Here is a 19,611-nt window from a genome sequence, read left to right on the forward strand (position 1 = left end):
TTGCGTCTGGACAAATTCCTCAAGGTCTCCCGGCTCATCAAGCGGCGCACGGTCGCCAAGGATGTGTCGGAGCAAGGCCGGGTATGGGTGAACGGCCGCGAAGCCAAGCCGAGCAGCTCGGTCAAAGCCGGCGATGAGCTGCGCATCCAGTACGGGCAGAAGTACATCACCGTCCGCATCGAGCGGACGGCGGAGACGACCCGCAAGGACGAGGCTGCGACGATGTACACCTTGCTCAAGGAAGAAGCGCGCGAGCGGGAGGATGACGGCCTCGGCTTCTAGCCGGGATTTCCGGATCCTCCGCGCCGCGGGCGCGAATGAATAAGCCGATTCGAATGCAGGCCATCTGCATTCGAATCGGCTTTTTTGTCATGCTGTCAAGAAAATAGAAGGGGATGGCTCTAAAAGGGTTGACTCGGCGAGTGTGCTTTATTATAGTAAATAAGGGGGTAAGTGATAATGATTCTCATTCTTATACAACTAAAAGATTTACACCTACATAGGCCTATGGAGATTTGCAGACGGTGAGAATGGCCATTCTTTTGCCGCTGCTGGTCATTCTGTCTTTTACCTCCCTGTTTATCGGCGTGCAGCAGCTGTCTCTGGCCGATCTGTTCTCCCTGACGGCCGACCAGAAGGAGCTCATCTGGATCAGCCGGATGCCGAGACTGGTCAGCCTGATCATCGCCGGCATGAGCCTGAGCATCGCCGGCCTCATCATGCAGCAGCTCAGCCGCAACAAGTTCGTCTCTCCGTCGACGTCGGGAACGATGGAGGCCGCAGGGCTGGGCCTGCTCGTCGCGCTGCTGGTATTCGACAGCGCGAGCATGATGCAGAAGATGGCGATCAGCTTCGCCTTCGCCTTGGCCGGAACCTTCGTCTTCATGCGGATGCTGGAGAAGATCAAGTTCAAGGACGCGGTGTTCATTCCGCTTGTCGGACTTATGTTCGGGGGCGTGCTGGCCAGCGTGACGACCTTCTTCGCATACAAGTACGATCTCATCCAGAGCGTGAATTCCTGGATGCAGGGAAGCTTCTCCGGCGTGCTGAGAGGCCGCTACGAGCTGCTGTACATCAGCGTTCCGGCTACGATCGCGGCCTATCTGTTCGCCAGCCGCTTCACCATCGCGGGAATGGGGGAGGAATTCTCGGTCAACCTGGGCATCAGCTACCGCAAGATCGTCAACATCGGCCTCATTCTAATCGCGCTGATCAGCTCCTCGGTCATCCTGACCGTCGGGTCGATTCCGTTCCTCGGGCTGATCATTCCGAATCTCGTCTCCATCTTCCGCGGTGACAACCTGCAGCGCAACCTGCCGATCACAGCCGTCTTCGGCGCGATATTCGTCATCGGCTGCGACATTCTGAGCCGTGTCCTCATCCGTCCCTACGAGCTGCCGATCAGCCTGATCGTCGGCGTTCTCGGCAGCATCATCTTCCTGTACCTCATCATGAGGAGGGATGTATATGCAAGCTGAGGCGTCCCGCGGATTATCCTTGAAGAGCAAGCTGCTGGTGCTCGCAGGCTTGGCCGCCGTCATGGCGGCGCTGTTCCTTACGTACGGGGTGGACGATTGGAGCTACGCCCTTCCGAGAAGGCTCAAGAAAGCGGCGGCGATCGTGCTTACCGGCTTTGCGATCGCCTTGTCGACCGTGATCTTCCAGACGATCACGAACAACCGCATCCTGACGCCGAGCATTATCGGACTCGATGCGCTCTACAACCTGCTGCAGACGATCATCGTGTACGCCTTCGGGGGCATGGCCTTCCTGGTCGTCAACAAGCAGGCGAACTACCTGCTGTCGATCGTGCTCATGATGATCTTCTCGGCCTTGCTTTACCGGCTCATGTTCCGCCGCGAGAACAGCAGCATATACCTGCTGCTGCTCACCGGCCTCATCTTCGGCACCTTGTTCCAGAGCGGGTCTTCCTTCATGCAGGCGCTCATCAATCCGGACGACTTCCTGGTCGTCCAAGCCAAGATGTTCGCCAGCTTCAACAACATCGAGTACGATCTGCTGGCGTTGTCCTATGTGCTGATCGGAGCCGTCCTTCTATGGTACTGGAGGCTGTCCAAATACATGGATGCGCTGTCCCTCGGCAAGGATCACGCGCTCAATCTGGGCATTCCTTACGAGCGGGCCACACGTCAGCTGCTCGTCATCATCGCGGTGCTGGTCGCCGTATCGACGGCGCTTGTCGGCCCGATTACTTTCCTGGGCCTGCTCGTCGCCAATACGGCCTACCAGTTCCTCGGCACGTACCGACATCCCGCCCTGATAACGGGCGCGGCGCTCGTCAGCTTCATCGCTCTCCTCGGAGGGCAGTTCCTGGTCGAGCATGTGTTCACCTTCTCGACGACAATCAGCGTCATCATCAACTTTGTGGGCGGAGCGTACTTCCTCTACCTGCTGCTAAAGGAGAATCGGGCGTGATTGAAGCCAGATCCGTATCCAAGAGTTATGCCGGCAAAAAAGTCATCGACGGCGTGTCGGTCTCGATCCGTCCGGGGACGATCACCTCGTTCATCGGTCCGAACGGCGCAGGCAAGAGCACGCTGCTGTCGATGATGACCCGCCTGATGCCGCATGACGAGGGCGAGGTTCTCGTCGAGGGCAGGCCGATCGGCTCCTGGGACAACAAGGAGCTGGCGAAGAAGCTCTCCATTCTCAAGCAATCCAATCATATCAATGTCCGGCTTACCGTCCGGGAGCTGGTCAGCTTCGGCCGCTTTCCTTACTGCCAGGGCCGCCTTCGCAAGGAAGACTGGGCTTACGTCGAGGAAGCCATCGATTATATGGAGCTCGGTCCGATGCAGCATAAGTACATCGACCAGCTCAGCGGGGGACAGCGGCAGCGCGCTTATATCGCGATGGTCGTCGCCCAGAACACGGAGTATATTTTCCTGGACGAGCCGCTCAACAATCTGGACATGAAGCATGCCGTCGGCATCATGCATGTCCTGCGCCGCCTGGTGGAGGAGAAGGGGAAAACCGTCATTCTCGTCATCCACGACGTCAATTTCGCCAGCTTCCACTCGGATCATATCGTCGCTCTGAAGGACGGGAAGGTTGTCCGTGAAGGCACGACATCAGCAATCGTCACGCAGGAAGTGCTCAAGGAGCTGTACGGGATGGATGTTCCGATCCAGGAAGTGGACGGCAGGCGGGTATGCGTTTATTTCGGCTGAACAAGCAAGCGGATATTCCAACAATGACTATATGGGGGTAACACAGATGAAAAAGATGAAATGGCTCTCCTTGGCTGCGATCATGGTGCTGACGCTGGTGCTGTCGGCATGCGGCTCCTCGAATGCCAACAACGGCGGCAGCGCGTCTCCTGCTCCAGCGGCTTCTCCCGATGCGGGCCCGGCAGCCAATTCGGGCGGCGAAGCGGCAGCGGACGGCGGAACGGTCACGATCAAACACAAGCTCGGCGAAGCCACCATCGCGAAAAATCCGCAGAAGATCGTCGCCTTCGACTTCGGCTCTCTCGATACGCTGGACGCGCTCGGCCTGGAGGCGAATATCGCGGGCGTTCCCGCGACAAGCCTTCCTGCTTACCTGGAAAAGTACAAGAGCGGCCAGGTTGCGAACGTAGGCGGACTGAAAGAGCCCGACTTCGAGAAGATCAACTCCGTGAAGCCCGACCTGATCATCATCAGCGGACGCCAGCAGGACTCTTATGACGAATTCAGCAAGATCGCTCCGACGCTGTTCGTCGAGCTGGACCAGACCGATTATTTCAACTCCTTCTCCAGCAACGTGAAGATGCTGGCAAGCCTGTTCGGCAAGGAAGCCGATGCGGATGCGAAGCTGGCCGAGATCAAGACGAGCGTGGACGCCGTAAGCGAACAAGCGAAGGCGGATGGCAAAAAAGGCCTGATCGTACTTGCTGTGGGCGGCAAGCTGAGCGCGTACGGAGTCGGCTCGCGCTTCGGCATCATCCACGACGCCATGGGAGTAGAAGCTGTAGATCCGACGCTGAAGGTTGAAACGCACGGCCAAAGCATCACCTCCGAATTCATTGGCGAGAAAAATCCGGATTATCTGTTCGTCATCGACCGCGACGCCGCTCTAGGCGAAGGGGACAACGCGAAGGGCGTCATCGAGAACGACCTCGTGAACAAGACGAATGCGGCCAAGGAAGGCAAGATCATCTACCTGAACCCGCAATACTGGTACCTTTCCGGCGGCGGCCTTCTGTCCGTATCCGAAATGGTCAAGGAAGTCCAAGCCGGCATTTAAAGCCCGGACAAGGCATACCATATAGTTCGGGAAGCATCTGTTTCAACTCTCCGGCTGGTGGTTAATGATGCTTACCCCCCACTCCTATAGGTTCTAAAACTCGTCCCCTCCTAATAAGCATAGGCTTATAAGGAGGGGACGAGGCATGATTGAACCTGTAAAAGGGCAGAAGCGGCAAGAGGTCAAGATGCTCAACCGCAAGCTGCTGGAGATAACGGGCGTACTCAACGTCGAAAGCTTCGACAACGAGGAGTTTTTGCTCGAGACCGAGCTTGGCTTTCTAGCCATTCGAGGCCAGAATCTGCATATGAAGCATCTCAGCCTGGAGCAAGGGCTCGTCGCGATCGAAGGGCTTGTCCATTCTCTCGCCTATCTGGATGGAAGCCAGAGCGTCAAATCCAAGGGATTATTCGGGAAGATCTTCAAGTGACGCTGGATACCCAAGGCTGGACGCTGGCCATGATGATGGCGACAGGGCTGCTGATGGGAGGCGTGTTCGACGGATACCGGGTCGTATCCCATGAGCTGCGCTTTCCCCGGTGGATTTTGCCCGCGCTTGATATCGGCTATTGGCTCGCGGCGGCGCTGGCCGCCTTCCGGATTCTGTACGCCAGCAACAACGGCGAGGTGCGGGCGTATGTGTATCTCGGAATCCTGATCGGGATCTGCTTCTACTTCCTGGCTCTGAGCGGGACGGTCATCGCGCTTGTGCGCTGGCTCATCCGCGCGACTCGAGCGGTCATACGCTTTTTGCTGCGCTGCATGGATGTGCTGCTGATCCGGCCGGTCATAGGGATCTACCGGATTCTTCGGGTTTTGGCCGGATTTTTGGCCGTCTTTTCTATTTTCGCGGGGAAGACTGTGCTACAATTGTTGCGACCGCTCGCCAAATTGGTTCTCTGGATGATCCGCCCGCTGACGCGGCCGATTCTAACATGGCTGCAGGGAATGATGATTCGCTGGAAGGTGCAGGAGACTGCCCGCCGCGTGTCGAATGGATTCATTCAGGCTTGGAAGAGGCTTTTCCGCAAGTGATTGGAATGCTTTCCGGTCCTTCAAGCCTTAATCTACAGGATGGAACGGGAGGAAATCACGTGACGGATGGTTCGCGCAGAAGATACAAGCTATGGCTTCTATTCATGACGGTAGTTCTAGCGTGGGCAGGGTATACCCTGTTCTCTCAGATGCAGGCTCAGGCCGCGACCCGGGAACGGCTCGGCACTTCGGAAGCCCGCCTCGCGGAAATACAGAAGACGACGCAGGAGCTGCACGCCAAGATCAAGCAGCTCAACGACCCGGAATACATCGCTCAGCTGGCAACCAAGCAGCAGGGACTCGTGAAGCCCGGGGAGCAACTTATACAGCCCAATGACTAAGAAGCCGCAGGACAGCAGGGAAAGCGGGCTCGCGTCTGTTGACCTTGCTTTTGCGATTACGCTATAATTGATTCAAGCGTGCCCTCCTGAGGGAGGGTCGGCATGAACGGCCCCATGAGGAGCAGATCATGCTTCGCACATACTTTTAGGGAGGAACATTTTATTTTATGGCAATAGAAGTGGGCGCCAAATTACAGGGCAAAGTGACAGGCATTACTCATTTTGGGGCATTCGTCGATTTGTCGGGGGGTGTCACCGGCCTCGTACACATCTCCGAGATTGCCGATAATTACGTGAAGGACGTCAAGGACCATTTGAAGCTTGAGGATGTGGTGACGGTCAAAGTCATCAACATCGACCAAGGCGGCAAAATCGGTCTGTCCATCAAGCAGGCGATTGACCGGCCGGAAGGCAGCGCGCCACCTGCTCGCGAGCGCTTCAACCGCGAAGGCGGATCCGGAGGCCCGAGCGGCGGATTCGGACGCGGCCCAGGCGGACCTGGAGGTCCAGGCGGCGCCGGACGCGGTCCAGGCGGCGGTGGAGGCTTCGGCGGCGGAGGCCGGGGACCTGGTGGAGGCGGCGGAGGCCGTCCGTTCAACAAGTCCGGCGCAGGCCGACCTGCTTTTGGCAAGCCCTCCTTTGAGGATAAGATGTCCCGTTTCCTAAAAGACAGCGAAGAACGGATCTCGTCGCTCAAGAAGAATACCGAAGGCAAACGCGGCGGACGCGGAGCCAAGCGGGTCTAACAGCAATTCGATCGGATAGACCCGGAGAACAGAGCCCTTATGGGGGCTCTGTTTTTTTTGCGTTTCGGGGGCTTCAGCGATGCTTCGGCTTCCCCTCAAGGGGAAGATGCCTGGAATTCCGGATTTGCAGAAACAGCCTATCGGCATGGCAATGAATACTGAGTCCTTAGACCCTAAAAAGTTTCCTTATTCATCCCAAAAGACCTAACGGAGGCTCTCGTTTCTGACGATGATAGGGAATATAGCATCAACCAGATTGCGGAGGTTATCGATCATGTCCAAACCAGGCGGCAGCGGAGGAGAAGAAGGCTTCACTCTGGTCGAAATCATGGCCTCGATCGTGATCCTGTCGGTTGTGTCGCTGACGCTGAGCGGGTTTTTCATTCAAGCGATGTCCTATGCCAAGCACAACCAGAGCAAGACGATCGCCGTTCAGCTCGGGCGCAACGCGCTCTCCTATCTCCAGAAGCAGCCTTTCCAGCCGCTCAAGGCTTATCTATCGCAAGCGGAGGAGGGCGCCTCGCACCGGATTCTAAGCGGCGAAGCCTGTTCAAGTCCATCCGAAAGGGAAGCATGCCAAGGACTGGCGAAAAATCCGGCCGTCCTCCAGCAGGTGCTGCAGCCTTCCATCAACGGAGTTCTGTATACCGTGTCGGTGCGTTATCAGGAGAGCCTTGCTCCCGGACTCCGGCTGACCCCGGACGACCTGGATGAAGTCCGCAAGGGCGACGGGACGCAAAGCCGGATCGACCGGTATCTGCTGCCTGTCGTCGTGACGGTCGCTCCGGATTCGGGAAGCCCCGGCGACAGCGTGGAAGTGGAGGGGTATTTGATCGATGAAACGATTCGTTGACCGTCTCCGCAAGGAGGATGGAGGGTTTACGCTGATCGAGCTGATCGCCGCGCTCAGCCTGCTGTCGGTTGTCCTGGGCGTGATCTACGCGACGATTACGTTCGGAATGAGCTCCTATGAGCGGGTGAAGATCCAGAATTCCTTGCGCGATGAAGGAGACCTGGCGATGACGGCCATTATGACCAAGCTGTACACATACGGCCCGGACAAGCTGGCGCAGCTCGATGCCGGCAGCGGCGTCAGGCTGATTCCCGCTTTTGCGGAAACGCAAGCGGAAGTCATCCGTATCGGCAAGGATGCCGATGGCGTTGGAGCGCTGTTTATCGGGAATCATCCGGCCGTTCTCGAAGAGACGGATTCCGGGGAGGCTTTGGAGCTGACGTCTTCGCTCGTAACGGAGGGGGAAGGCTCCTCCTCCATCCTTCTGGGCTGCGAGGACGGAGGCAAGGAATGCGCCAGCGGCCTGCTGACGATCCGATTGAGATTGCTGCAATCATACGGGGGGAGGGAGTACACGCTTGATTTGGAGAGCCGGTTCGGATTCTAGAAGGCGTGCCCTTCTCCTAAGCGGCGATAGGGGTTCGTCGCTGCTGCTCGTCGTCTTTCTTATTCTCCTGCTTTCCATGCTGGGAGTGGCCGTGCTGGGTGCCGCCTTGGGCGGAGCGATGCGGACGGAGCGCAGCGAGGAGAACGTGCAGAGCCTTCATCTGGCCCAGAAGGGGCTGGACGAGGCCATCGCCGCCATCTACGAGAGGTTCAACAACCGGACCATCGATCCCGATGATCTCGGCAACCAGCTGACGAGCTTTACGAAGAGCTTCAACGAGCAGCTCGGAGACATGAAGGGCGGCAGCAGGCTGGATGCGGCAGCCCCGCCGTTTTACCAGGTTGTCAGCGTCCGCTGCACAAAAGAAGAAGAGGGGACGGGGCGCTGCCTTCCTCCAGGCTCGAGCGGCGCCGCGGCGGATTATCAGTATTCCCTGACTGTGACGGCGGAAGCTCAGGTCGATGGAGCCGCGCGCCGGCTGCAGCAGGTCATCGTCCTGGATACGTATCCGGACTTCCTGAAGTACGCGTTCGGTTCGGAAGGCCTGCTGACGGTCCACGGCGCGCCTTATTTTATGGGCAACCTGTATGCGGGCCAAGGCCTGAGGATGAACGATGCCGCGGAGTTCATTTATCATTCGGTGGAACGGACGCAGAAGTCGCAGTTCATGTACCTGAAGCCGAGGCTCGGCGCGAATGGGAATCCGGTCGCCGGTTCCGGCAGGCTGATGACGGGCAATCCGCAAAATCTTTATTATGGCTATGGCCCCACATATGGAAGCGGAGTTCCCAGCGGATACATTCCTTTCTACGACAAAAGCTTGAACGGGACCATCACGTCCGCGGAGAAGGCGGTTACGCATGGGCTCGCGGATGTCATTGATCCGATGCCGGCTCAGAAATTCGTGTCCATCGACGTGCTGAGCTCCTTCTTGGACAAGGTGGGCGATTCGCTCGGAGACCGGAGCGCGAGGGGAGAGCCGGCGTACAGACAGGATCGGACGGTCATTCAAAATGTCTATGCCGCCGGGCAGGCGCCGGGTTTGGTGTCGATGCTGAGAAAAGATTATGCCGGCTCCTATGAGGACTTGAAGAGCATGCCGCCGCTTCCGCTGGAACCCGTCATGCCCGATATTCTTCTTCAACCGCCGCCTCAGCAGCCGAATCCCGCTCCCGATGCGGGAGATGCGGCGGAAGGCGGAACAGGGACCGGTGTCCCGGCTGCCGAAGCTCCGGCAGATCCGGCTTGGGCTGTGTATGAGGCCGCTCTCGCAGAGTATCAACAGCTGCTCGAGACGTACAACGAGGAAATGGATGAGTACAGCCGTGTGATCGAAGCGCTCGGGGGCAAGCTGGCGACGATAGGATTGGGAACCGTGGAGCGTCCCGCATCGGCGATTATCGACGGCCCCCTGGAACTCGGCCCCTACTTGAAATCGATCGACTTCGCCAACAAAGGGCGCAGCAACTGGCTGATCGTCAACGGCGATCTGATTCTTCATGGGAATAAGGAGGATGCCGCCGGCAAGCTGCGGCTGCGGGGCAATCTGCTCGTGACAGGCAATGTCGAGATTTCGGGCCAGGTGGATGTGGATGCCACCATCTTGGCGCTGGGACGCACCGATATACGCGACGCGGCCATCCGGGGACTGAAGCTCGCTGGAGATTCAGGCAAAAGGGAGCTTGTGCTCATCGGTCTCGGACCTATCGACCTGTACCGGGTCGATTCGTTCCAGCGGCTGGACGAGCAGGGATACGATTCGGTGGCGGAGCGCGAGCGCCAGGTGCTGGACGCGTTCCTGTACACGGACAGCTCGGCGAGCCTGTACGGCGTCGGCAGCGCTTTCTGGATGAACGGCGGCTTCTTCTCCAAAGGCAATCTGACGCTCAATGCGACTCTCGGGTCCACGACAGAGGATGCAGCGGAGGACCGTCTGACCTTTGCGGAGCAATCGGGCTTGAATGAAAAGCATGCCCGGTTCATCATCGAATACAACGACGAGGTGTTCGCCCATCAAAATGTCGCTCTGCCGCGCGTGAACAAGGTCCGGCTGACGACGGGACCGCTGAAGCTTCTGAACCGTTGAGAGAACGGACAGAAAAGAACCCGGAAGGCTGCTGCCTTCCGGGTTTGTTCGTATGTGGAGATCGGTAGCTCTGCAGGCTTTTTGTTCAATCGGGATGATGTAGCGGCATCAATACCGGTCGCCGGCCGGGGCGGTTACGGTCACCTGGACGCTGCGCTTGATGCCGGTGTTCCCGTAAGTTGCGGTCAATGTGGCCGTTCCGCGATTTTTGGCTTTGACCAAGCCGTTCTCGACGGCAGCGACATTGACATTGCTGCTCGTCCAGACGAGCTGGGAGCTGACCCGGTCGAAGTAGGACTTATCCGGCAGCACGGTCAGAACCTTGTCGAGTCCCTTGGTGTCGTTCTGGGTCATGGCGAGCGTTTGCGGCAATCGATAATCGACGATGGCCATCGTTTTGGTTCTGTACGGAGCGTAGCTTGAATTCAAGGCAATCTGTGCCTTCAGCGTCACGGAACCGGGGGACAGGCCCGTTATGGCTGCAGCCGCATGACTGCTGTCCGGAGTGATCCGGACCTTCGTCTCACCCGATGAGACCAGCCATTGCAGCTTGCTTAGCGGTAGGGATTCTCCGCTCAGCCAGCTTGCCGTCGCTGTCGAGGATTGGCCGACTAGCAGCAGATCGCCGAGGCCGGTGATTTGGAGCTGAGGCTCCAATACGGTTACCGCCAATTCACGCGTAATCATGCCGCCCGTTTCCGAATTGACCAGATATTGAGCTCGGACAGTAGCGGTGCCCTTCCCTGTCGCCGTCACGATGCCGCTGTCGCTGACCTGAACAACATTGGCATTGCTGCTGTTCCAGTTGATGTCGGAGATTACCGCCGAGGCCAGGGCATTCGGCATGATGGTCAGGCTTTTGTCTGTCAGGGACAGCTTCTCGCCCTTGATCAGCGGAGAAATCTCCTCCAGCCCGAAGTTGACGACGGTAAACGTCTTGGTTGCGCTCGCCGGCGCTGCATCCTCATCCGACAGAGGCACGGATGCTTTGACCTGTACGGTTCCGGGCGCTTTTGCCGTCAGCGAGGCTTGTCCCGGATGGCCGGCGGAAGGATTCAGGCTGGCCGTCGAATCGGAGCCGCTGGCCAAGGACCAGCTCAAGCCCTCCATCGAGCGGCCGTTCTCCGGGTCCAGCCAGCCGGCTTGGAGGGTCAGCGATTGTCCCGGCGCAAGACGATCCGCAGGAGCATCGAGGCTGAGCTGCGGCGCTTGGACCGTTACCGTCAAGCTGCGGGTGATCAGCCCGCCTGCCGCTCCGTTGGCCCGGTAGGATGCCGTCAGCGTCGCGATGCCCTCATTCAAACCCGTGAGGCTGTAGCCGCCTTGGGGGCTGGCTGCGACTTTCGCAATGGAGCTGTTGCTGCTCGTCCATGCGAGATCGGCTAGGATCTCGGCTTTCAAGCTGTCGGGATTCGCTTCCTGAATCAGCGAATTCAAGCTGGCGAGCCGGTCCCCTTTGCTCATACGATAAGCATCCTTGATGTGGAAGTCCACAATGGCGAAGGAACGGGAGGCTTCCGCAGTGTAGGCTTCGCTCATAGGGAGCGATGCCTTGAGCGTGCCGATTCCGGGCTTCAGCGCGGTCAGCTGGACCAGGGCGGGCTGAGCAGCCGGCTCCGTCTTTGCCAAGCCTGATGGGGAGGATTCCAGCGACCAGGCCAGCTTGGCAAAATCAAGACTAACGGACGGATCGGATGATCCGGCGGCGGCGGTCAGCGATTGATTGACAGCGATACGGTCATACAGCCCCGACAGCTTGAGCCCGGGATCGATGATGGCGATGTCCTTGTGCAGTGCCAGCGCATACCCCGTATCCATGCGCAATGCCGCCGAAGCACGGACCGGCCCAGCGGCAGGCTTGAGCGCCGTAAAGGTTGCTCCGGAGGCGGTTCCGTTCGAGATGGAGCCGCCTTGACCGGTCGACCAGGCTGCGGAATAGGCTGGCATGCTGGCGGCTGCAGGCCATTTCAACGTCAGCGGGGTCGCTTCTCCCGGCAGCAGGCTGCTCTTCCCGGCCAGAAGCTCCGGCAGTCCGGCAATGGTGATGTCCAGAGTCCGGACGTTCAGCGCAACCGATTCGTTATTTCCCAGCTTTTGACGCGTTTCCAGCCGTAAAATGCCTTTTCCCGCCTGTGATGAGGCCAGCCGCTTGCTTTGGGTCGAGCTGCCGGACAACGAGGACCCGGCAGCGCCTGCCGTCGGAATCCAGGACCAGAGGTAGTCGATCGGCCTCGCTGCAGTGTCGACCGGCCCGACAGAGCCCCAAGCGCGGGACCATTCGGCCAGATTGTCCCCCGCCACAATCGCGGAAGGGCCGTTCAGCCTAAGATCCGGTTCCACGACGGTAACCGTGATGGACGGGCTGGAATACGTATGCAGGTTGGTTTTGGCGGAGGCGGTGATGATGTAGTCTCCCGGCTGCGCAGGGTACAGAGCGCCGGTCCAGGAATTGGTGTCCGTGCTTCTCTTTTCCTCTACGCCCCTGTCGGCTTCCCTCTGAGGAGTCACCGACCATTCCACTCCGGCGGTGCTTACGATTTCACCGGTTGATTTGAGCAGGGATGCCTGCAGGCCGATCCGGCTGCCGAGCACATAGCGCAGCTGTCCGTCGGCGGTTGCGATCGAAAGGCCGGTCTGGATGACCCGGACCGTCGCCGAGGAGCTGATGCCCGTGATGCCGTCCGTTACGGTAATGACGGAGCTGGAGTTCTCCTTGAGCCCGGTCACGGTGCCGTTGTCGTTGACGCTGACCGCATTTGGATTGCTCGATGTCCACGCAAGCCGGGACAGCGTCGCATCGGCGGGATCGTAGGAAGGGAGCAGCTTGTAGCTGTCTCCTTTGCCCAGCTCCGCTCCCGTGATCTCCAGCCTTGTCAGCGGCACGACCGCTTCCAGCGAGACGGCATTGAAGGCAGCCTGCGAAGCTGTCAGCTGCCCGATGTTGCGGAAGCCGAGCGATGCGGAGCTGAGGGAATAACTTCCCGTCTGCAACGCTTTGGCGGTCAGGGAGAAGGTCACGGGACTAGCCGAGTACAGGGTGCCGGACGCATCCGGGCGGTACTGGATATCGGCCAGATTGCCGCTTATCGTATAGCCCTCGGCAAGGGTTCCCGATCTGGTGAAGCCGGCCGGGAGGCCGCTCACCTCGATGTTGGCCGGCAGCTTCTCCGTGAAGGTCGGGGAGGCGATGACCATCCGGCTCTCTTCGCCCGCCCGGTTTTGCACCGTCTGCGGCAGGATGCGGTAGCTCAGCTGGAAATCCTTGCCCCGGACGGCCATCGAATCCTTCAGCAGGCCGTCGATGCTTCTGGAAACCTGGAGATTCGCCGATACGACCCGGATTTTGACCGGGATGACGACCTCCGATTTGGCCCCCTGCTTGTCCTGCACCGAAATTTTGACCTCGATATCTCCGCCCTGCGGGAGAGGATTGGGATAGGAGTCCGAGACCAGCGCTCCGGAGAGAGCCTGGGTCGTCTGGAATTTGGTCTCCGTAACCTTTTTGCCGTCCTTGGTGTAGGTGAATTCGACCTTGGCCTGCAGCTTGCGGTCATTAAGATCCAGATCCTCCGGCGTGAAGCTCACCGGAATGTTCTGATAAGCCGGTATGATGTTGTCGGCGGCCGCACTGTAGGCGACCGGAAGCTGCACGTTCAGATCGGGCTTGTGGTTGGACCCCATGTAGGCCCGGTACATCGTGTTGACGAACAGCTGCTGCTCCCACTCCGGGAACGTGCTCGCGCCGGTCGTGAAGTTGTGGCCCGTGCCGGAATAGGTCACGTTGCCCTTGGAGTAGGTGTAGTAGTGGTTGTAGCTGTCCTCGGGATCCCGGATGTTCGAGCCGCTGCCGCCGGTAATGTTGTACCACGGCACGACGTCGGGATCTTCCAGATCCAGCATGAAATACTGGTCATGCGTGCTGGCGACCTTGGGCGTCCTTGCCTTGCCGCCCGCGTCGGTGAGCAGATTGAAAGGAAAACGGGTGAGCAGGCCGTCGTTCACGTTCTGCACCGTCGTGGATGCGAGCCTCGCATTGAGGCCGATATTGGTGTACGTGCCGGTCTGGCCGGTGCTCTTCTTGAAATTGCTCGTCCAGACGTTGTCGGTCGTGCCGCTGCTTATGTAGACGGTGTCGTGGGTGAACATGACGCTCTGGCCCGTCTTGATGAAGGCGTTGACGGCGTCCGCAGCCAACTGGGAAATGCCTGCGCTGCCGTTGTAGGAATCCTTGAAGCCGAAGATCAGCATGTCATAGCGGCCGCTGATCTTGTCATAGCTCGTTTCGGAGCCGGCTTTGTTGAAGCTGGTCATGTCGGTCGTCCGAATGGAAATGCTGTAGTCCTCGGAGGACAGGAAGCTTTGGGTGAGGACGGAATTCTGGGTGAGCGCGCTGTACGCATTGCCGTTGGGCATGACCTGAAGGACGCTGATCTGCGTCTGCCTGTCGCGATAGCGGATGACGCCGGACTCGTAATCCTTCAGGCCGCTGTCGGTATCGATCAGCTCAAGCTTCCAATAGTAGAGGCCGGAGAAGCCGCTCGGCATGCGGAAGCTGAGCTGGCCCGACGAGCCCGCCGCGTCCGAGGAGGCAACGATCTGATCCGTCACATAAGGAAGGGAAGAATCCTGGTTCAGGTACAGGTTGGCCCGGAGGCTGGAGCGCGCAGGCTTGTCGTATTGAAACGTCAGCACGTCGCCGGCCCGGTAGATCTTGTCGGGATTCAGCGTATAGTTGACCGGCGACGACGTCAGCCTGAGCTGCGGACGTTTGTCCAGCAGGCCGGCGTATTTGGGCTGGGCCAAAGTGGCGCCGAGATTCTTGAGGCCGTTCGCGTCCAGATACAGCACGTTGTCCCTTTTGCCGGACGGGGTGTTGTAGGGGCTGAATTTTTCATAAAGGACGCCGGGATTCGGAGCCCCGGCCTTGCCTTGGTAGAGCAGCCCGTTTTTCGTGGCGCTGTCGCTGTAGAGCAGGACGAGCAGGCCTTTGTTGACGTAGCCGTCGATAAGAGTCTGGGCTTTCAGGCGTGTAATGTCGTTCAGGATATCCTTCGTTTTATGCGCCTTGTCCCGGTCGTCGTTGCTGGTCAGCAGGCCGAGGCTTTCGGGGTTGTAAAGTCCCTTGCCGATATAGACCGCATCGTACAGGCCGTCGATGTCGGTCCGCATCGCGACGAACTTCTTCATGGAGAAGGTGTCGACCTTGTAGCTGGAGCCCAGGCTGAGGTCGGTCGTGCCGGAATCGGTGATTTCCAGGATGCGCGATGGATCGGCTGCGCTGGCCGCGAATGCCGGGGCAGAAGAGCGGCCAAGCGGAAGAGCTTGGATCAGAAGGAGCAGGATGAGCGAATAAAAGACGAAGGCGCGCCGGCGGCGTGGCATGATAGACTCTCCTTCCGAATGTCGAAAGTTTTATAGGAAATATAGACTAATTTAGGTATCTAAGATTATAATTCAAATGCCTAAATAAGGATATATTTCGGTAAAAAATAGTTTCAAAGGGGTGGGATCGGGCTGAATTCAGCCATAATCATTAGAGTTCATAACGATATATCAATACTTATTAAATGTTATTTCACATTCCGTCCTGAAAATAGAGTTAAATTTCAGACCTAAGACCTAAAAAATTCGATTCCAATTGCCGAATCACTACTACATAGAGCAACGGACGGAGGGCGGAGCAGGCATGAGCATGGGGAAAAAGAGGCTGGGCGACCTGCTTGTGGAGAGCGGGGTCATTACGGAGGCGGAGCTTCAGGAAGCGCTGCGCGAGCAGGGGAAATCCAAGCAGAAGCTGGGCGACCTTCTGATCGCGCAGGGATACATCACGGAGCAGCAGCTCATCGAAGTGCTGGAGTTCCAGCTCGGCATCCCGCATGTCAGCTTGTTCAAATATCAGATCGACCCTTCGATCGCCCAGATCATTCCGGAGAGCCTTGCCCGCCGCTACCAGGTCATTCCGCTGCATAAGGAAGGCGGCAAGCTGATGGTCGCCATGGCGGACCCGCTCGACTACTTCGCGATCGAGGAGCTGCGGATGAGCACGGGCTTCCGGATCGAGCCGGCGATCTCCAGCAAGGAGGAGCTGAACCGGGCGATCGCACGATTCTACGGCCTGCAGGACTCTATGAGCCAGATCCTGGGGGATCTGCCGCTGCAGGAAGACATCGGGGAAATGGAGATTACCGACGAGGATTCTCCGGTCGTGCGGCTCGTCAACGGCATGATCCAGCAGGCGGTCCAGCTCCAGGTATCCGACATCCACGTCGATCCCGGCGAGAGCCAGGTCGTCATCCGCTACCGGATCGACGGCATGCTGCGTTCGGAGCGGATCATTCCGAAGCAGATGCAAGGCTTCATCACGGCACGTCTCAAGATCATGGCCCGGCTCAACATCGCGGAACGCCGGCTGCCTCAGGACGGGCGCATCAAGATGCAGGTGGATTACCGCACCGTCGATATCCGGGTCTCGTCGCTTCCGACGATACACGGCGAAAAGCTCGTGCTCCGGATTCTGGATCTCAGCGTCGGCGTCAAGGGCATCGACCAGCTCGGCTTCAGCGCTCCGAACTACAGCCTGTTCAAAGGCATGGTGGAGTCGCCTTACGGCATCGTGCTTCTGACCGGGCCTACCGGCAGCGGCAAAACGACGACCCTGTACTCCGCGCTGCAGCATCTCAACAAGGACAGCGAAAACATCATCACCGTCGAGGATCCGGTCGAGTACCAGCTTGACGGCATCAACCAGGTCCACGTCAATCCGGCGATCGGCCTGACGTTCGCGGCCGGCCTGCGCTCGATTCTCCGGCAGGATCCCAATATCGTCATGGTCGGGGAAATACGGGATTCGGAGACGGCGGAGATCGCCATCCGCGCCTCGCTCACGGGCCATCTCGTGCTGTCGACGCTGCATACGAACGACGCGGTCAGCACGGTGACCCGGTTCCGGGACATGGGCATCGCGCCGTATCTGATCGCCAGCTCGCTCGTCGGCGTCGTCGCGCAGCGGCTCGTGCGACGGGTATGTCCCGACTGCAAGCAGGCGCATGCGCCGACGGAGCAGGAAGCCATCCTGCTCCGCAGCTACGGCGTGGAGACGGATACGCTGTACCGCGGCGCGGGCTGCGGCAGCTGCAGCAAGACCGGCTACCGGGGACGGATCGCCATCCACGAGGTGCTGGCCGTATCCGACGAGCTGCGCCGGATGATCGGCAGCGAGGCGTCGGTGCTGGAGCTGCGAGCCGCCGCGGAGCGGGCCGGGCTGACAGGCCTCCTGCAGGACGGCATGGAGAAGGTGAGGCAAGGACTGACCACGCTTCAGGAGGTCATGCGCGAAGCGGTCATGCAATAGAAGCGCGGCGGACCTTTCTTCTCTAACGAAATTTCATGTAGCTGGCACGAGAATGATCCGGAACCGAGATAGAGCATGAGACAGGAGAGATCGCGATGAAGCAGCCGCTGGACAGGATGCTGGAGCTGCTCGGCGAAGCCCGCCGCAGAGGAAGCTCCGATCTTCATTTGTCGCCGGGCGCGCCTCCTATGCTGAGGACGGCCGGACGATTGGAGAGCTGGGGAACGCCGCTCGCCGACGCCGATACGGAGGCGATGATCCTGCCGCTGCTCGGCAGCGGGATGGAGACCAGCCTGCGCGAGTTAGGGGAGGCCGATCTCGCTTATGAGGCCGATGGAGCGAGGTTCCGCCTTCATGCCTTTCGCCAGCGGGGAGGCATCAGTCTTGCCGCGCGGGTCATACCCGCCTCGGTGCCCTCGCTCGAAGAGCTCGGAGTGCCGGCTGTCGCGCGGGAATGGGCGGAGCGCCGCCAAGGACTGCTGCTCATCACGGGTCCGACGGGAAGCGGCAAGTCTTCCACGCTGGCTTCGCTGATCGGGCATATCAACCGGACATCCAGCCGCCACATCGTGACGCTGGAGGATCCGGTCGAATACGTCCACTCCCACGGAAAGTCGCTGATCGACCAGCGGGAGGTCGGAGTCGACACGGCCAGCTTCGAGAGCGGGCTGCGCGCGGCGATGAGGGAGGCGCCGGATGTCATCCTGGTCGGCGAAATGCGCGATCCGGAGACGATGGCCGCCGCTCTGACGGCGGCGGAGACGGGGCATCTCGTCCTGTCGACGCTGCATACGTCCGATGCGCCGCAGACGGTGGACCGGATCATCGATTCGTTTCCGGCATCCAGGCAAGGGCAGATCCGCTCCCAGCTCGCCTCGCTGCTCGTCGCCGTGCAGTCGCAGCGGCTGCTGCGGCGGGCGGACGGCACGGGCCGCGTGTGCGCGGCGGAGATCATGGTGAACACTCCGGCGGTGGCCAACCTGATCCGGACGGAAAAGGTGCACCAGATCCGCAGCGTCATGCAGACCGGCAGGGCGCAAGGCATGTGCACGCTGGAGGGCAGCGTAAGAATGCTGCTCCAGCAGGGGCTGGCCGATCCGGCGGAAGCCAGAGCTTATTTGAGCGAAAGGGGCGAGTGACGCTTGGCGCAATTTCAATACCACGTCAAGAGCGGCAGCGGCAAGCAGCTGAAGGGCATGCTCACGGCGATGGACAAGCCGTCCGCGATGGAGGAGCTGCGCCGGCGCGGTTTGATCGTCCTTTCGCTGGATGAGCACCGGAATACCGTGTTCAACATGGACATCTATATCGGCAATCCGGTCAAGACGGCTCACTTCATCGTCTACTGCCGTCAGTTCGCCACCTTGATCCGCGCCGGCGTCACGATCGTGGACGCGACCGAGATTCTCGCGCAGCAGACGGAGAGCAAGGCGCTGCGCAAGGCTTTGCAGGATGTGCATTCCGCTCTGCTGAGGGGCACCTCGTTCTCCCAAGCCGCGCAAGACCACAAGCGGATATTCCCGGTCATGTTCACCAGCATGATCCGGGCCGGCGAGGAATCCGGCGATCTGGAAGGGACGCTCGAGAGGCTGGCGACATTCTTCGAGAAGGGGCATGTGACGCGGGAGAAGATCAAGTCTGCGCTCACGTACCCCGTCATCGTCGGCATCCTGGCGATTGCTGCGGTCGTGTACCTGCTCAAGGCGATCGTGCCGCAGTTCGTCGCGATGTTCGAGTCGATGAACGCGGAGCTGCCGGCGATCACCAAGATCGTCATGGCGATGAGCAAAAGCGTCGAGAACCAATGGTACGTCTGGATTCTCGCCGCGATTGCGGTCGTGGGCGGCATCTATGGCGTTTCGCGTACGGACCGGGGCGGATACGGGCTTGATTACCTCAAGCTGAAGATGCCGGTCTTCGGCAAGCTGCAGCAGAAGGGCGCCATCGCCCAGGTGTCGCGCACGCTGTCCTCGCTCTATGCGAGCTCCGTGCCGATGCTGCAGTCTCTCCACATCGTGGAGGAGGCCGTCGGCAACCGGGTCATCGCCGGTTATCTGCGCAAGTCGGCGGACTCGCTGCGGCGGGGCAATCCGTTGTCGGAGCCGCTCAAGAAGGCATGGGTGTTCCCGCCACTGGTGACGCAGATGATCGCGATCGGGGAAGAGACCGGCGCGCTCGATCAGATGCTCGCCAAGGTCGCGGATTTCTACGAGATGGACGTCGACAACACCGTCGACCGGCTGAAGTCGCTGATCGAGCCTCTGCTGATCGTGTTTCTGGCGGGGGTTGTGGGCCTCATCGTCGCGGCGATCATGCTGCCAATGTTCAGCTTGTATGGACAGATGGGATAGGCATCCAGTTTGAACGGCATAGATGGATCGATGGGTTCGAAGCAAGCGGGGCA

Annotated in this window: 16 protein-coding genes; 15 read left to right on the top strand and 1 reads right to left on the bottom strand. The window is 59.5% G+C overall.

Going from position 1 to position 19,611, the window contains the following annotated elements; genetic code table 11:
- The 12 genes from CIC07_RS00250 (at position 1) to CIC07_RS00305 (ending at position 9,856) form a co-directional block, all read left to right on the top strand.
- Entirely contained in the window at positions 1 to 282 is a 282-nt protein-coding gene (locus tag CIC07_RS00250) for an RNA-binding S4 domain-containing protein (protein WP_021881315.1), read from the top strand.
- A 242-nt stretch (positions 283 to 524) separates the two neighbouring features.
- On the top strand, positions 525 to 1,478 hold the full coding sequence (locus tag CIC07_RS00255) for an ABC transporter permease (protein ID WP_139334469.1): 954 nt from the start codon (positions 525 to 527) through the stop codon (positions 1,476 to 1,478).
- Positions 1,468 to 2,436 carry an iron chelate uptake ABC transporter family permease subunit gene (locus tag CIC07_RS00260; protein ID WP_076359956.1) on the top strand — a complete coding sequence of 323 codons (969 nt, stop codon included), beginning with the start codon at positions 1,468 to 1,470 and terminating at the stop codon, positions 2,434 to 2,436. The genes CIC07_RS00255 and CIC07_RS00260 overlap by 11 nt, the downstream gene beginning before the upstream one ends.
- Positions 2,433 to 3,191, top strand: a complete 759-nt coding sequence (locus CIC07_RS00265; RefSeq protein WP_076359958.1) for an iron ABC transporter ATP-binding protein — start codon at positions 2,433 to 2,435, stop codon at positions 3,189 to 3,191. The genes CIC07_RS00260 and CIC07_RS00265 overlap by 4 nt, the downstream gene beginning before the upstream one ends.
- Before the next feature lie 46 nt (positions 3,192 to 3,237).
- Positions 3,238 to 4,248: a siderophore ABC transporter substrate-binding protein gene (locus tag CIC07_RS00270; protein ID WP_076359960.1), complete on the top strand. Its 1,011-nt coding sequence runs from the start codon at positions 3,238 to 3,240 to the stop codon at positions 4,246 to 4,248.
- A gap of 145 nt (positions 4,249 to 4,393) precedes the next feature.
- Entirely contained in the window at positions 4,394 to 4,678 is a 285-nt protein-coding gene (gene yabP, locus CIC07_RS00275; RefSeq protein WP_076359962.1) for a sporulation protein YabP, read from the top strand.
- On the top strand, positions 4,675 to 5,283 hold the full coding sequence (gene yabQ, locus CIC07_RS00280) for a spore cortex biosynthesis protein YabQ (RefSeq protein WP_076359964.1): 609 nt from the start codon (positions 4,675 to 4,677) through the stop codon (positions 5,281 to 5,283). The genes yabP and yabQ overlap by 4 nt, the downstream gene beginning before the upstream one ends.
- Positions 5,284 to 5,342: 59 nt before the next feature.
- Positions 5,343 to 5,624 (top strand): FtsB family cell division protein, encoded by a 282-nt coding sequence (locus tag CIC07_RS00285; RefSeq protein ID WP_157741984.1) that lies wholly within the window; start codon positions 5,343 to 5,345, stop codon positions 5,622 to 5,624.
- Positions 5,625 to 5,791: 167 nt separating this feature from the next.
- Positions 5,792 to 6,370: a S1 domain-containing RNA-binding protein gene (locus CIC07_RS00290; protein WP_076359966.1), complete on the top strand. Its 579-nt coding sequence runs from the start codon at positions 5,792 to 5,794 to the stop codon at positions 6,368 to 6,370.
- A 274-nt stretch (positions 6,371 to 6,644) separates the two neighbouring features.
- Entirely contained in the window at positions 6,645 to 7,223 is a 579-nt protein-coding gene (locus CIC07_RS00295; protein ID WP_157741986.1) for a type IV pilus modification PilV family protein, read from the top strand.
- Positions 7,207 to 7,770: a PulJ/GspJ family protein gene (locus CIC07_RS00300; protein WP_076359970.1), complete on the top strand. Its 564-nt coding sequence runs from the start codon at positions 7,207 to 7,209 to the stop codon at positions 7,768 to 7,770. Before CIC07_RS00295 ends, CIC07_RS00300 begins: the two co-directional genes overlap by 17 nt.
- A complete protein-coding gene (locus tag CIC07_RS00305; protein WP_139334470.1) occupies positions 7,742 to 9,856 on the top strand; it encodes a hypothetical protein in 2,115 nt (704 codons plus the stop codon). The genes CIC07_RS00300 and CIC07_RS00305 overlap by 29 nt, the downstream gene beginning before the upstream one ends.
- 108 nt (positions 9,857 to 9,964) lie before the next feature.
- On the opposite strand, the gene CIC07_RS00310 is transcribed toward CIC07_RS00305, so the two are convergent.
- A complete protein-coding gene (locus CIC07_RS00310; RefSeq protein WP_076359974.1) occupies positions 9,965 to 15,238 on the bottom strand; it encodes an Ig-like domain-containing protein in 5,274 nt (1,757 codons plus the stop codon).
- 304 nt (positions 15,239 to 15,542) lie between these two features.
- Here CIC07_RS00310 and CIC07_RS00315 point away from each other — a divergent pair, with 304 nt between their 5' ends.
- The 3 genes from CIC07_RS00315 (at position 15,543) to CIC07_RS00325 (ending at position 19,558) form a co-directional block, all read left to right on the top strand.
- A complete protein-coding gene (locus tag CIC07_RS00315) occupies positions 15,543 to 17,207 on the top strand; it encodes a GspE/PulE family protein (protein ID WP_076359976.1) in 1,665 nt (554 codons plus the stop codon).
- 95 nt (positions 17,208 to 17,302) lie between these two features.
- Complete coding sequence (locus tag CIC07_RS00320; RefSeq protein WP_076359978.1) at positions 17,303 to 18,346, top strand: type IV pilus twitching motility protein PilT; 1,044 nt, start codon at positions 17,303 to 17,305, stop codon at positions 18,344 to 18,346.
- Positions 18,347 to 18,349: 3 nt separating this feature from the next.
- Entirely contained in the window at positions 18,350 to 19,558 is a 1,209-nt protein-coding gene (locus tag CIC07_RS00325) for a type II secretion system F family protein (protein ID WP_076359980.1), read from the top strand.
- Positions 19,559 to 19,611: the final 53 nt, after the last annotated feature.

The sequence above is a fragment of the Paenibacillus sp. RUD330 genome, from assembly GCF_002243345.2.
Classification (GTDB): Bacteria; Bacillota; Bacilli; order Paenibacillales; family Paenibacillaceae; genus Paenibacillus_O.